This window comes from Phytopseudomonas dryadis, from assembly GCF_004327355.1.
Classification (GTDB): Bacteria; Pseudomonadota; Gammaproteobacteria; order Pseudomonadales; family Pseudomonadaceae; genus Aquipseudomonas; species Aquipseudomonas dryadis.
Map to the genome: position 1 here is coordinate 1 of NZ_QJUM01000031.1, position 14,368 is coordinate 14,368.

Sequence of the window (14,368 nt, forward strand, 5' to 3'; positions counted from 1 at the left end):
GGCCACTCTACAGACGAGGTCACGCAAGGTGCCTCCAGGAGCGAACGGCCTCCCCGGTAACTGCTTCCGTCATGGTTGTTGACAGACAAGCTCAACATACAAGGAGCGTCGCCCCCGGCGCGATGCGCTGGCGGCCATGCTGCAAAACCGCGGTGTGGCCACGATTCGCCGCGAGGGCGCGGCTCCTACAGAAAAGCGGCAAGCCTACCGTCCGCGTAGGAGCGTCGCCCCCGCCGCGATGCGCTGGCGGCCATGCTGCAAAACCGCGGTGTGGCCACGATTCGCCGCGAGGTCGCGACTCCTACGGAAAAGCGGCAAGCCTACCGTCCACGTAGGAGCGTCGACCCCGGCGCGATGCGAGGGCGGCCATGCTGCAAGAACGCGCTATGGCCACGATTCGCCGCGAGGTCGCGGCTCCTACGGAAAAGCGGCAAGCCTACCGTCCGCGTAGGAGCGTCGACCCCGCCGCGATGCGAGGGCGGCCATGCTGCAAGAACGCGCTATGGCCACGATTCGCCGCTAGGTCGTGGCTCCTACGCGAATGTGGCAATGCTGCGCGCTTATTGCTGAATCCCGTGTCGATACCGTGCGACCGACTGTGTCGCGGCACAAGGGCTCGTTCCGTCGGCAACTGGCAGGGAGCGGATCGGTGCGGCATCATGGGCGGATTCTGCACGGCAGCCCGAAGGAAGCCCCATGAATCTGCCTCCCCGTCAGCAGCAAATCCTCGATCTGGTTCGTGAACGCGGCTATGTCAGCATCGAGGAACTGGCCAAGCTGTTCGCCGTTACCCCGCAAACCATCCGCCGCGATATCAACCAGCTGGCGGAAGCCAACCTGCTGCGCCGCTACCACGGCGGCGCGGCCTATGACTCCAGCGTGGAAAACACCGCCTACGCCATGCGCGCCGACCAGATGCGCTATGAAAAACAACGCATCGGCGAAGCCGTCGCCGCGCAGATCCCCGACCACGCCTCGCTGTTCATCAACATCGGCACCACCACCGAATCCATTGCCCGCGCCCTGCTCAACCACAGTCACCTGAAGATCATCACCAACAACCTGCACGTGGCCTCGATGCTCAGCGCCAAGGACGATTTCGACGTGCTGCTCACCGGCGGCAACGTCCGCCGCGATGGCGGCGTGGTGGGCCAGGCCAGTGTCGACTTCATCAACCAGTTCAAGGTGGACTTCGCCCTGGTCGGTATCAGCGGCATCGACGAAGACGGCAGCCTGCTGGACTTCGACTATCAGGAAGTGCGCGTGTCCCAGGCGATCATCGCCAATGCCCGGCAGGTCATCCTGGCCGCCGACTCCAGCAAGTTCGGGCGTAACGCCATGATCCGCCTCGGCCCCATCAGCCTGATCGACTGCCTGGTGACCGACCAGCAACCGGTACCGGCCCTGAGCCAACTGCTCGACCAGCACAAGATCCGCCTCGAAGTGGTCTGAGCCCTTCTCCCTCGCCCTGGATCGGGCGCGTTCGAACGAGAAAGCGCCAGGTTTCATCGTGCGGCCATCCCGGACGATCGCCCGGACGCGATTCGCACCGGTAGCAGCCCGGGTTATCCCTCGGCATGCACCTTCCTTTCAGCGCGCTTCGATCAGTTTTTTCAATCGAAGCGCACTGGATAGGCCGTTCCTTATGCGCTAGTATTTTCAAATACGAACATTAATGTTCGTTTCCAAATATCCAAGCGATACGAGGCCTGCCGATGCCGAGTTCCACTACCTTGCCCGCGAACCCTCTTGCCGAGGTCTACGATATCGCCGTCGTCGGTGGCGGCATCAATGGGGTCGGCATCGCCTGCGATGCGGCGGGACGCGGGCTGAGCGTTTTCCTTTGCGAAAAGGACGACCTCGCCCAGCACACCTCGTCGGCCAGCAGCAAACTGATCCATGGCGGCCTGCGCTACCTGGAGCACCACGAATTTCGTCTGGTACGCGAAGCCCTCGCCGAGCGTGAAGTGCTACTGGCCAAGGCGCCGCACATCGTCAAGCCGCTGCGTTTCATCCTGCCGCACCGCCCGCACCTGCGCCCGGCCTGGATGATCCGCGCCGGTCTGTTCCTCTACGATCACCTGGGCAAGCGCGAAACCCTGCCGGCCTCACGCGGGCTGCGCTTCGGCGCGGGCAGCCCGCTCAAGGCCGAAATCGCTCGCGGCTTCGAGTATTCCGATTGCTGGGTGGACGATGCGCGCCTGGTCGTGCTCAACGCCATGGCCGCCCGCGAACAGGGCGCCCACGTGCATACCCGTACCCGCTGCGTCAGCGCCAGGCGCAGCAAGGGGCTGTGGCACATCCACCTGGAACGTGAAGACGGCAGCCTGTTCTCCGTCCGCGCACGGGCGCTGGTCAACGCCGCCGGGCCCTGGGTGGCGCGCTTCATCCGCGATGACCTGAAACAGACCTCGCCCTATGGCATCCGCCTGATCCAGGGCAGCCACATCATCGTGCCCAGGCTGTTCGATGGCGAGCAGGCCTACATCCTGCAGAACGAGGACCGGCGCATCGTCTTCGCCATCCCCTACCTGGAACGTTTCACCCTGATCGGCACCACGGATCGCGAGTACCAGGGCGACCCGGCGGCAGTCAGCATCAGCGACGCGGAAACCGACTACCTGCTGAACGTGGTCAACGCGCACTTTCGCAACAGCATCAGCCGCGCGGATATCCTGCACAGCTTCGCCGGCGTGCGTCCGCTGTGCGACGACGAATCGGACGAGCCCTCGGCCGTCACCCGGGACTACACCCTGGCACTGTCCGCCAGCGGCGAGGACGCGCCACTGCTGTCGGTGTTCGGCGGCAAGCTGACCACCTACCGCAAGCTGGCGGAGTCGGCGCTGGGCCAGTTGGCGCCCTTCTTCGAGCACATGGGCCCGCGCTGGACGGCCAGCGCGCCCCTGCCCGGCGGCGAGAACATGCCGGGCCAGCAGGCCCTGGTCGAAGCCCTGAGCGCTCGCCACGGCTGGCTGCCCGGCAACATGGCCCGACGCTGGGCCAGTTGCTATGGCAGCCGTGCCTGGCAACTGCTCGAGGGGGTCGACGGCCTGAGCGACCTGGGCGAACACTTCGGCAACGGTCTGTACGCCCGTGAGGTGGAGTATCTGCGTCAACAGGAATGGGCGCTCAGCGTCGACGACATACTCTGGCGCCGCAGCAAGCTCGGCCTGTTCCTCTCGCCGGTACAGCAGGCCCGCCTGCAGCGCTACCTGCAAGCCGGCACCTCGGGCAGCCCGCAGACGCAGCAGGCGCACAGCGCCTGAAACTACAGTTGCACCAGTTGCGCGTCCTGGCGATGAGCCTGCAGATGGGGCAGCACCGCGGCCAGCAAGGGCTCCTTGAACACCTCCTGGAGGCGATGGGCCAACCCCGGGATCAGACGCAGCTCGCTGCCGCGGATATGCGCGGCCACATGCACGCCGTGCATCGCCGGCAACAGTGGGTCGGCGGTACCGTGCACCACCAGGGTCGGCACCTGCAGGCGATTGAGCAGGTCGACCCGGCTGGGCTCGGCCAGGATGGCCAGCAACTGCCGCTCCACGCCTGCCGGGTTGAAAGCCCGATCGTAAGCGACCTCGGCCTGGCGCAGCAACAGCGCCCGGTCATCGACCACCGTCGGGCTGCCCAGGGCGGCCAGCAGGTCGGCCTGCTGCTCCAGGGCCACTGCGCGGCTCGGCGCCTCGCGCCTGGCCAGCAGGTGCAGCAGGGCCTGGCTCGGCGCCGGCAGCCCCTGGGCGCTGGAACTGGTCATCACCAGGGTCAGGCTGCGCACCCGTTGCGGCGCCATGTCGGCGACGTGCTGGGCGATCATCCCGCCCATGCTGGCGCCCAGCACATGGAACTGCTGCACACCCAGGGCATCCATCAGCCCCAGCGCATCGCCGGCCATGTCGCGCAGGCCATAGGGCGCCGAGACCGACAGCCCCAGCCGATAACGCAGCGCCTCGTAGGCCAGGTTCGCCACGGGCGGCTCATCGGCCCACTGGCTCAGGCCGACATCGCGGTTATCGAAGCGGATGACGCGAAAGCCCTGCTCGCACAGGCGCGTGACCACGTCATCCGGCCAGTGGATCAGCTGCCCGCCCAGGCCCATGATCAACAGCAACGCCGGATCGCTGTCACGCCCGATGCTCTGATAGGCCAGGCTGACCTCGCCGACCCGCACGCTTTGCGTGCCGCCTTCCACGTCACAAGGCTGCGTCGCCCATGACGACATGCCGCACAGCGACAGTGCGACGAAAACAATGGCCGGGAGCCATTTTTGACGTCGCGCAGCGACGGCCCGGAGGGTGGCCGCCAGGGATGGCAGACCACAAAAAAACACGACACGCATAACCCGATTCCAATACCCATGAACCAACCAAGCGCCCAGTGTGGCAGCGATCGACCCGGCCGCGCTGCCACACGAGCGTGACAGTTTGATGAAATCGGCTGGACGGATCGATTGGCGGCGCCGCCAGGCGGCTCGACAGCGGCAAGCGGCTGGGACAAACTGCAGCATCATGAGAGGCGCTCATCTTTCAGCGCCTATGCCCCGACGAGGGCAACCCCACCCGTGCAGAGACTCCCGATGCTCGAAATACGCCACTTGAAAACCCTTCATGCGCTACGCGAGACCGACAGCCTGGTCGAGGCGGCGGAACGCCTGCACCTGACCCAGTCGGCCCTGTCGCACCAGTTCAAGGAACTGGAGGAACGCCTGGGCATGCAGCTGTTCGTGCGCAAGACCAAGCCGGTGCGCTTCACCAGTGCCGGGTTGCGCCTGCTGCAACTGTGCGACAGCGTGCTGCCGCTGCTGCGCGGCGCCGAGCGCGACCTCTCGCGTCTGGCCGGCGGCACGGCGGGCCGGCTGCACATGGCCATCGAATGCCACAGCTGCTTCCAGTGGCTGATGCCGACCATCGACCAGTTCCGCGATGCCTGGCCGGAAGTGGAGCTGGATCTGGCCTCGGGGTTCTCCTTCGCGCCGCTGCCGGCCCTGGCCCGTGGCGACCTGGATCTGGTGGTCACCTCCGACCCGCTGGAACTGGCCGGCATCACCTATGTGCCGCTGTTCACCTACGAGGCCATGCTCGCCGTGGCCAATCAGCACCCGCTGGCCGCCAAGCCCTGCGTGCTGCCGCAAGACCTGGCCAGGGAAACCCTGATCACCTACCCGGTGGAACGCGACCGCCTGGATATCTTCACCCGCTTCCTCGAGCCCGCCGATGTCGAGCCGGCCCAGGTCCGCACCTCCGAACTGACGGTGATGATGATGCAACTGGTGGCCAGCGGTCGCGGCGTCTGCGGCCTGCCCAACTGGGCGCTGCACGAATACAGCTCACGCCACTACGTGACCGCCAAGCGCCTGGGCGACAAGGGGCTGTTCGCCACGCTCTACGCCGGCATCCGCACCGACATGCTCGACGCGCCCTTCATGCGCGACTTCCTGCTCACCGCCAAGGACACCTCCTTCGCCAACCTGGAAGGCGTCAGCGTCGCCCGGCAGTGACGGGCGAGGCGCTGGCGTTCAGGCTGCGTCGAACTGCATCTCCGGCGGCTGGCGACGGAAGCCCGCGGTCAGCCAGCCCAGGTAGATCACGCCCAGCGCCAGCCAGCACATACCGAGGGTGATCGCCAGGTGATCCAGGCTCAGCATCAGCCACAGGGTCGCCAGCATGCCGAACAGCGGGAACGCCAGATGCAGCATCAGCTCACGCGCGCCGCGCCGACGGCTGCCGATCCAGTAATGGAAGATGACCGACAGGTTGACCAGCGAGAACGCCAGGAATGCCCCGAAGTTGATGAACGAGGTCGAGGTGGTCACATCCAGCTTCAGCGCCAGCAGGGCCACCACGGCACACAGCAGGATGCTTCCCAGTGGCGTGCCGAAGCGCTTGCTCAGGGTACCGAACAGGCGCCTGGGCAGCACGCCGTCACGGCCCATGGCGAACAGCAGGCGCGAAGCACTGGCCTGGGCCGACAGCCCCGAGGTGAACTGGCCGACGATCAGGCCGATCAGGAATATCGACACGAACAGATCACCGCCGATATTGCGGGCGATCTCGTAGGCCGCCGAGTCGGCGTTGGCGAACACGGCGCCGGGATGGGCGAGCTGCACGAAGTAGGAAGTGACGATGAAGAGCAGACCGCCAATCAGGGTGATCAACAGAATCGCCCTGGGGATGGTTTTCTGCGCATCGCGGGTTTCCTCGGTCAGGGTGCTGACCGCGTCGAAACCGAGGAACGAATAGCAGGCGATGGCGGCGCCGCCCATCACCAGGGGCAGGCTGAAGCTGCCGTCGAAGAAGGGTTCCAGGCTCCACAGCGGCTTGCTCGCATCCCCCGCCACGTAGTGCACGCACAGGGCGACGAAGGCGATCAGCACCAGCAGTTGCACCAGCATCAGCAGCCCGTTGACCGTCTTGGCCAGTTGCAGGCCGACCACGTTGATCAGCGAGGTCACCACGATGAATCCCAGTATCCAGATCGCCTGCGGCACCGCGGGAAACGCCGAGCCCAGGTAGGCCGCACCGATCAACCAGATGGCCATGGGCAGGAACAGGTAATCGAGCAGTACCGCCCAGCCGGCGATAAAGCCCAGTTTCGGGCTGACCGACTTGCGCACGTAGGTATAGGCGGAACCGGCCACGGGAAAGGCTGCGGCCATTTTCGCGTAGCTCAGCGCCGTGAACAGCATGGCCAGGGTGGCGGCCACATAGGCTGCTGGCACCCGCCCCTCGGTCACCTCGGCCAGAATGCCGAAGGTGCCGAGCACGATGATCGGGGTCATGTAGGCGATGCCGAACAGCACCACCGAACCTAGCGAAAGTGTACGTTTGAGATTGGCCATTACGGCTACTCCGGGGTTGTGATTGTTATGGCAGAGCCGAAGTCGGCGAACACAACGACGCCCCCGATGCGGGGACCGCCGGTATCGATGCGGAGGTAGACCTCCGTCTTGGCGTGAAAGAATCTGGCCCCGTATCGCATCGCCCCGAGGGCGGTCTCCTACGGGGTCGCTGACGGCCACAGGGGTGTCGCCGCGCCCCAGCTTTCCACTTGCGGCTTGTCTTTATGGCCTCCGTCTCAACGCGGAATCAAAAGCTCGCGGCGACCGTCCGGGTAGTCGATTCGCTCACCGGGCAGCACCAGGCGCCGCTCTTCGAGATAGCGGTAATCGCTACAGGCAGCCTGTAATTGATCGAGGTCGAGCTCGACGACCTGCCGGCACTCCTCGCGTCCGGCTTCATACAACAGCCGCCCGAAGGGATCGACCGCGCAGCTGCCACCGGCGAAGAGCAGATCACCGTCACCACTGCCCACGCGGTTGACCATTACCGCGAATGCCTGGTTTTCCATGGCCCGGGCCATGATCGCCGTGCGGTGGGTCGGGCCGTAGGGGTCCATGTTGCCGTTGGTGACAATGATCAGGTCCACGCCGAGCTGTGCCAGGGCGCGGGCGCTCTCCGGGAACTCGATATCGAAGCAGATCAGGATGCCGACCCGGATACCCTGCCAGGGCACCGTGACGTAACGGTCGCCCGGCGTGAAAATGCCACGGTCGGATGACCACAGGTGGGTCTTGCGGTAGCGCATGGCGATCCCGGCCGGTGTGATCAGCAAGGTGGTGTTGTAGAAGACGCCACCCTCGTTTTCCGCCATGCCGATGGCCACCGAGACATTGCGCTCGCTGACCGCCTGCTGCACCGCCCGAACCGTCGGCCCGTCCAGCGGTTCGGCCAGCTCGGCGACGGTCTGGGACGTGGGGAAGCCCATCAGATGGGTTTCCGGGAACACCAGTAGGTCGGTGCCGGGCGCGCAATTGGCAATGGCCTGTAGCGCACTGGCCAGGTTGTACGCGGTATCGCCGTCGCGACCGCGCAGTTGTACGAGTTCGATCTTCATCACGATTCCTGTTGTGGCGGCCCACCCTTCGGGCCGTCGCTGCGCGACGCTGAAAATGGCTCCCGGCAATTTTTTGGGCAGCGGGCGGTAAAGGCGTCAGAATCGGCTCACGCGATCCTTCGGCCAGGCTGGCCGGCAATGGCATGTGCCGAGTATGGCGACAAGGATCGCGGTCGGTAATCACGCAGGTGGGTTAACCCATTGGGGGTAGACATGGGACTTTCATTGCAGGAGATCGCCTGGCACCAGTCGGTCGGCAAGCTGATCGAAGCACTGGATCGTCCCGGCTTCTGGACGGCGCTGGTACGCATACTGGAACAATACGTGGCGTTCGACAGTTGGGTGGTGCTGATCTTCAGTGACACGCGCCCCCAGGTGCTCGCCGAGTGCCCAGGGCTCGACGGCGGCCCCGACACCCTGTTTCTGGACTACCTCAAGGGCCTCTATCAGCTCGATCCCTTCTACATCGACAGTCGCGAGCGCGCCGTGGGCGGACTGCTGCATCTGGCGGACGTGGCCCCGGAGCGCTTCGAACGAACCGACTACTACCAGCGCTACTTCCGGCTCAACGTGGTAGTCGACGAAGTGCAATTCAATGTACCGCTGCAGGCCGGTCACACCCTCTGCCTGTCGCTCGGCGCACGCCACCTGTTCAGCCCCGAGAGCCTCGCCTTGCTCGGCTTGATTCAACCCTGGGTCAGCGGCCTGATGCGTCAGCGTCTGGCCTTCGAGCAGGATCTGCTACGCGGCACGGCACCCGGCCCGGCTCAACCACAAACGCCCGGCAGTGCCGGACACCGGCTGGAAAACACCCTCACCGCGCGAGAGCTGGACGTCGCCCGGCTGATGCTCAGCGGCTGCTCGGGCAAGGAGATCGCACGCAAACTGGCCATTTCGACGGAGACGGTGAAAGTGCATCGCAAACACATCTACGGCAAGCTGGGGATCAACTCACAGTCCGAACTGTTCGCCCTGTTCCTCCAGGCGCAGCAGGACTGACGACCCTCGTCAACGACGCCCCGCCAGTCGCCTGACAGCGTGCCTGAAAACGGCTACGCTCGGCGCCATGCCGAGGGCCAGAAACAACGCCCTTGGCGCCGACGATTGCCGGGCACGCACAGCATGCCCCTCCCCTTGCCACCGACCAGGCCGAACATGCGTACCCTCTACCAGTTCCCGATCTCCCATTACTGCGAAAAGACCCGCTGGCATCTGGATCACAAGGGCCTGGCGTACCAGGTCGACAACCTGTTCCCCGGCCTGCACCGCCTGACCACCCGGCGCATCGCCGGGATCGACACCCTGCCGGTCCTGCGCGACGCGGACAGGGTGATCGGCGACTCGACCCGCATCGCCCTGTATCTGGAGGAGCACTATCCACAGCGCCCCTTGCTACCGGCTGATGCCCGGCAACGCGCCGAAGTGCTCGAACTGGAAGAACGTTTCGACCGTCTCGGCGTTCACGTACGGCGCTGGCTGTACGGGCAGATACGCCAGTGGGATTCGCTGATGCACGCCATGCTCCACGTCTACCCTCCCCTACTTGGCCTGCGCGACCTGAGCAAGCCGCTGCTGATCGGCACACTCAAGCGCCTCTACGGGGTCACACCGCCACGGGTCGCCAGATCCCAGGCCGAACTGCTCGACTGCCTGGCGCTGATCGAAGCACGGATCGACAACGACCCCGGTCGCTACCTGGTCGGCGACCGCCTGAGCCTGGCCGACGTCAGCGCCGCGGCCCTGCTCGCGCCACTGTTCACCCCGGCGGGCACGCCCTGGGCCGGCGTCTGCGGATACGACGACGCTAGCGCCGAGTTCGTCGCGCACCTGCATGAGCGTCCCGCCGGCCAATGGGTCATGCGCCGCTACGACGAAGACCGCAACCCACACCCCTGACTCGCTACAGCTTTCGGCATCGGCCGCCGGCCGTTCGACCCCATGCCCGGGTTACAGGCCGCCCTGCAGCGGCTATGCTGACGAGCGTTTTCCAGACACCGGAGCCACTGATGACCACCTCCCACAGCCTGTCGCTCGTCGCGGCAATAGCCTTGTTGAGCGCCTGCGCGAGCCCGTCCAGAAGCGTCACCGTGCAGGAGCAAACGCAATGCCCGCTCAACCTGCACGCGGGCCAGCAGGTGATCCTCAGCCTGCCGAGCAACCCCACGACCGGTTATCGCTGGGCGGTGCGCGACGATGCCGCCAAGGTGCTCAAGAGCCTCGGCCCGGAAGTCTACAGCGCGGCCGAAAATTCCGACCTGGTAGGCGGCGCTGGCCATTCCACCTGGCGCTTCCAGGCGACCGAAAGCGGTGAGGCGCGGCTGCTACTGACTTATGCGCAGCCCTGGGATGCCAGCGCCGAACCGGCCGAGACCTTCGACTGCCGGATTCGTGTTCGCTAGGGTCTGTTGCCGTTTCAACGCGAGCCGCGTTGCAGCGAGAAATCTCGCCAGGCGAGGCGGAGGACGCAGGGAATGGCGTTCCATTTTCAAGTCCTCCAACGAAGCATGGCGAGATTTCCCGCGCAACCCGCAGGGCCGGGCCCGTTTTGCCGCGATGCAGCGTTTCTCGCCGACTCATTTAGCCCACTAAACTTCGCGGCTCGTGCCTTGCCTCGCGGCAAAACGGGCTCCGGCGCGGCCGTGCGTGAAACGTCAACAGACCCTAGGGTCTGTTGACGTTCCAGCGGTCGAAGAGCCTGTGTCGAGGCGCCGCGGCGAATGACCGCCATCGCGTAAATGCCGCTGGCGGGACTCCCTCGCCCGCAAGCGGGCTCCTACGCCGGACGAACAAGGTTTGGCTAATCGCCGGACTTGGCTAAAATGCGCGGCTTTCCAGTCCCCCGCGCGGAACCGCCGTGAACAAACAGCCCGACCGACTCTTCGCCCAGCCTCTGGCCCAGGTCCCGGACTTCGTCTTCAACGAGGACGTGGTGCGGGTGTTCCCGGACATGATCAAACGCTCGGTGCCCGGTTACCCGACCATCGTCGAGAACATCGGCGTGCTCGCCGGCCAGTTCGCCCAGCCGCACAGCGTGCTCTACGACCTGGGCAGCTCGCTGGGCGCCGTGACCCAGGCCCTGCGCCGTCACGTGCAATTGCAAGACTGCCGGGTGATCGCCGTGGACAACTCCCAGGCCATGGTCGAGCGCTGCCGTGAGTACCTGCATGCCCAGGACGCGATGTTCCAGGAACTGCTCGCGGTCGAGGTGATCGAGGCCGACATCCTCGCCATGGACTTCCTGCCGACCTCGCTGGTGGCGCTGAACTTCACCCTGCAGTTCATCGAACCGGCCCAGCGCCAGCTGCTGCTCGCCCGTATCCGCCAGGCATTGCTGCCCGGCGGCGCGCTGATCCTTTCGGAAAAACTGCGCTTCGAGGACGACCAGCAGCATGAACTGCTCGGCGACCTGCACATCGCCTTCAAGCGCGCCAACGGCTACAGCGAACTGGAAATCGCGCAGAAACGCAGCGCCATCGAAAAGGTCATGCTGCCCGACAGCCTCGAGCAGCACCGCGAACGCCTGCTGGCCGCCGGCTTCAGCAAGGTGGTGCCGTGGTTCCAGTGCCTCAATTTCGCCTCGCTGGTGGCCCTGCCATGATGCGCCGCTTCGACCTCGACGCCTTGCAGGCGCAACTGGCCGGCACGCCTTTACAGGAATGGAGCGCCGACCTGCCGGCGCAGATCGACGGCAAACTGGCCATCGGTCATGGCGACCTGCAGCGCTGGTACGCGGCCGTCGAAGCGCTGCCGCCACTGGAGGCCGAGCAGATCGACCTGCTCCGCGATTTCAAGCTCGATGGCCGCTGCGACGAAACCACCCGTAGCGCCCTGGACAGCGCCCTGCGCGGCCTGATCCCGTGGCGCAAAGGCCCTTTCCACCTGTTCGGTGTGCACGTCGACAGCGAATGGCGTTCGGACTGGAAATGGCAGCGGGTGGCGCCGTACCTGGAGCTGGCCGGCAAGCGCGTGCTGGATGTCGGCTGCGGCAACGGCTACTACATGTGGCGCATGCTCGGCGCCGGCGCCGACAGCGTGGTCGGCATCGATCCCAACTGGCTGTTTCTCTGCCAGTTCCTGGCGATGAAGCACTACCTGCCGGAGCTACCCGCCTGGCACCTGCCCCTGGCCTTCGAAGAGCTGCCGGGCAAGCTGCAGGGCTTCGACACGGTGTTTTCCATGGGCGTGCTGTATCACCGCCGCTCGCCCATCGACCACCTGCTCGACCTCAAGGACTGCCTGGTCAGGGACGGCGAACTGGTGCTGGAAACCCTGGTGGTGGAAGGCGATGCCGGACAGGTGCTGGTACCCGAAGACCGCTATGCGCAGATGCGCAACGTCTGGTTCCTGCCCTCGGTGCCGGCGCTGGAGCTGTGGCTGCGCCGCGCCGGCTTCGTCGACGTGCGCTGCGTGGACGTCAGCATCACCTCGGTCGAGGAACAGCGGGCCACTGAGTGGATGCGCTTCCAGTCGCTCCCCGAATTCCTCGACCCCGATGACCACCGCCGCACCCGCGAAGGCCTGCCAGCGCCACGCCGCGCCGTGCTGATCGCACGCAAGCCCTAGGAGCAGCTGCAAGCTGCAAGCTGCAAGCTGCAAGCTGCAAGCTGCAAGCAAAGGCTGGTGTATTAGCGAACCGCCGTATACCCACAACCCGGATTTTCTGGTATCAAAAACCTCCATCACCGTAGCCTGGGTTGAGCGCAGCGATACCCGGGGCACCCGCTCCCGGGTATCGCAGGCTCAACCCGGGCTACGTGGGTTTGTGTTCATCCGCAGACGCGGTGAGAGCGGGACATCCATGATGGAACGGCGAAGCGGGTTTCACCCTACGAACGCCAGACCGTAGCCCGGGTCGAGCGGAGCGATACCCGGGAAACCCTCTCCCGGGTGTCGCAGGCTCGACCCGGGCTACATGGGTTTGTGTTCATCCGCAGGCGCGCTGAGACCGGGACATCCCGGGTGGAACGGTCACGCGGGTTTCACCCTACGAACGCCAGACCGTAGCCCGGGTCGAGCGGAGCGATACCCGGGAACCCCGCTCCCGGGTGTCGCAGGCTCGACCCGGGCTACGTGGGTTCGTGTTCATCCGCAGACGCGCTGAGACCGGGACATCCCGGGTGGAACGGTGAAGCGGGTTCCACCCTGCGCAGAGCACCATCCTCCGACCTGTTACCCTTCGCTTTTGCGGCGCCATCCGGCGTGCCGCGCGGCGATCATCCGCAGCGTCATGCCGGCCCCCGTGCGTACCCGCTCCCGGGCGCTGCCCAGGCGGACCAGGCCGCGGCTTTCCAGCATCAGCAGGCGGCGCATCTGGCGCCGCCAGCGCCAGGCGAAATACCAGTCTCCCAGCCATTGCAGCAGCCCCAAGGGCGGCATGGCCGGCAACGCTGGGCGGGTATCCCGGTCATCGCTCGCGGCAGAGTGTTTGCATGTAGGCATGGGCACTTCCTCCTTGGCCAAAACAGCCATCGGCCGGTTATCGGCGGTGACTTGCCGACAGAGTGCGTTGCGCCTATCGTTAAGACAAACGACTAATACCTAACCACCGATTAAGAAAAACTTAACTAAAACCATGACCACAGCCACGCTCCCGGAACTGCCCGCCGCCCTTCCCCTGCTGGAAAGCGACGTGCTGAAAACCTTCGTCGGCATTGCCGAAAGCGGCAGTTTCACCCGTACCGCGGCCCAGGTGTTCCGCACCACGGCAGCCGTCAGCCAGCAGATCAAGCGCCTGGAAGACACCCTGGGGCGTAACCTGTTCGTGCGCGAGAACCGCCGTGTGCGCCTGACCACGGACGGCGAAATCCTGCTTGGCTACGCGCGGCGCCTGCTCAAGCTCAACGAAGAAGCGGTTTCCCGGTTCCTGGTTCCGAACCTGGCGGGTACGGTGCGCCTCGGTACACCGTTCGACATCGGTGTCGGGGCGCTGCCGGATCTGCTCTCGCAATTCGCCCTCAGCCATCCGGGGGTTCTGGTCGAGGTATCCGTAGGCCGCAGCTACGAGCTGATCGAACGCCTGGACGCGGGCGAACTCGACCTGACCCTGCTCAATGCCGGCAACGCCGACATGGACGACTCCCGTGGCGAGATCGTCTACAGCGAAGCCCTGGTCTGGGCCGGGCGCGACGGCGGTCTGGCGATCAAGCGCAAGCCCCTGCCCCTGGCACTGGCGAGCAACGGCTGTGCCTGGCGACGAGCGGCCATGGACGCGCTCGATCGCATCGGACGCAGCTACCGCATCGCCTACTCCAGCGAGCAATGCGCCGGCCAGGAGGCCGCCCTGCTCGCCGACCTGGCCATCGCGGCGCTGCCCACCAGCCTGGTCAAGGCGCCGCTGCGCCGCCTCACGCAGCAGGAACACGGGCTGCCCCCGCTGGGCGATTACCACATCAAGCTGCTGTGCGGCAGTAACCGCGGCGCGGCGGCAGAGGCATTGGCAGCGCTGGTATCGATGGCCTACCGCAACCACCGTTGAGCG

At 65.6% G+C, this 14,368-nt stretch carries 13 protein-coding genes; 9 read left to right on the forward strand and 4 right to left on the reverse strand.

Going from position 1 to position 14,368, the window contains the following annotated elements:
* Nucleotides 1-696 precede the first annotated feature (696 nt).
* Together DNK34_RS21140 and glpD are read left to right on the forward strand one after the other, a co-directional pair.
* Complete coding sequence (locus DNK34_RS21140; protein WP_131177163.1) at nt 697-1,452, forward strand: DeoR/GlpR family transcriptional regulator; 756 nt, start codon at nt 697-699, stop codon at nt 1,450-1,452.
* A gap of 263 nt (nt 1,453-1,715) precedes the next feature.
* The gene (glpD, locus tag DNK34_RS21145) at nt 1,716-3,266 is read left to right on the forward strand and encodes a glycerol-3-phosphate dehydrogenase (protein WP_131177164.1); all 1,551 of its coding nucleotides are present in this window, start codon (nt 1,716-1,718) and stop codon (nt 3,264-3,266) included.
* 2 nt (nt 3,267-3,268) lie between these two features.
* Here glpD and DNK34_RS21150 read toward each other — a convergent pair whose 3' ends face one another.
* Nucleotides 3,269-4,219, reverse strand: coding sequence for an alpha/beta fold hydrolase (locus DNK34_RS21150; protein WP_242675372.1), 951 nt, complete (start codon nt 4,217-4,219; stop codon nt 3,269-3,271).
* Nucleotides 4,220-4,573: 354 nt separating this feature from the next.
* Here DNK34_RS21150 and metR point away from each other — a divergent pair, with 354 nt between their 5' ends.
* Entirely contained in the window at nt 4,574-5,494 is a 921-nt protein-coding gene (gene metR / locus DNK34_RS21155; RefSeq protein WP_131177166.1) for a transcriptional regulator MetR, read from the forward strand.
* A gap of 18 nt (nt 5,495-5,512) precedes the next feature.
* Here the strand turns inward: metR and DNK34_RS21160 are convergent, their stop codons facing one another.
* Complete coding sequence (locus DNK34_RS21160) at nt 5,513-6,835, reverse strand: APC family permease (RefSeq protein ID WP_131177167.1); 1,323 nt, start codon at nt 6,833-6,835, stop codon at nt 5,513-5,515.
* Nucleotides 6,836-7,071: 236 nt separating this feature from the next.
* A complete protein-coding gene (locus DNK34_RS21165) occupies nt 7,072-7,890 on the reverse strand; it encodes a carbon-nitrogen hydrolase family protein (RefSeq protein ID WP_131177168.1) in 819 nt (272 codons plus the stop codon).
* A gap of 213 nt (nt 7,891-8,103) precedes the next feature.
* Here DNK34_RS21165 and DNK34_RS21170 point away from each other — a divergent pair, with 213 nt between their 5' ends.
* The 5 genes from DNK34_RS21170 to cmoB all read left to right on the forward strand — a co-directional run bounded on the left by DNK34_RS21170 (nt 8,104) and on the right by cmoB (nt 12,453).
* Nucleotides 8,104-8,889 (forward strand): helix-turn-helix transcriptional regulator, encoded by a 786-nt coding sequence (locus DNK34_RS21170; RefSeq protein ID WP_131177169.1) that lies wholly within the window; start codon nt 8,104-8,106, stop codon nt 8,887-8,889.
* A gap of 156 nt (nt 8,890-9,045) precedes the next feature.
* Nucleotides 9,046-9,786: a glutathione S-transferase family protein gene (locus DNK34_RS21175; protein ID WP_207390753.1), complete on the forward strand. Its 741-nt coding sequence runs from the start codon at nt 9,046-9,048 to the stop codon at nt 9,784-9,786.
* 110 nt (nt 9,787-9,896) lie between these two features.
* Nucleotides 9,897-10,289, forward strand: a complete 393-nt coding sequence (locus tag DNK34_RS21180; protein ID WP_131177171.1) for a protease inhibitor I42 family protein — start codon at nt 9,897-9,899, stop codon at nt 10,287-10,289.
* 455 nt (nt 10,290-10,744) lie between these two features.
* Entirely contained in the window at nt 10,745-11,488 is a 744-nt protein-coding gene (gene cmoA / locus DNK34_RS21190) for a carboxy-S-adenosyl-L-methionine synthase CmoA (RefSeq protein WP_131177173.1), read from the forward strand.
* Complete coding sequence (gene cmoB, locus DNK34_RS21195; RefSeq protein ID WP_131177174.1) at nt 11,485-12,453, forward strand: tRNA 5-methoxyuridine(34)/uridine 5-oxyacetic acid(34) synthase CmoB; 969 nt, start codon at nt 11,485-11,487, stop codon at nt 12,451-12,453. The genes cmoA and cmoB overlap by 4 nt, the downstream gene beginning before the upstream one ends.
* 606 nt (nt 12,454-13,059) lie before the next feature.
* Here cmoB and DNK34_RS21200 read toward each other — a convergent pair.
* Nucleotides 13,060-13,329 (reverse strand): hypothetical protein, encoded by a 270-nt coding sequence (locus DNK34_RS21200; protein WP_131177175.1) that lies wholly within the window; start codon nt 13,327-13,329, stop codon nt 13,060-13,062.
* A 133-nt stretch (nt 13,330-13,462) separates the two neighbouring features.
* On the opposite strand from DNK34_RS21200, the gene DNK34_RS21205 reads away from it, so the two are divergent.
* Nucleotides 13,463-14,365 carry a LysR substrate-binding domain-containing protein gene (locus tag DNK34_RS21205; RefSeq protein WP_131177176.1) on the forward strand — a complete coding sequence of 301 codons (903 nt, stop codon included), beginning with the start codon at nt 13,463-13,465 and terminating at the stop codon, nt 14,363-14,365.
* Nucleotides 14,366-14,368: the final 3 nt, after the last annotated feature.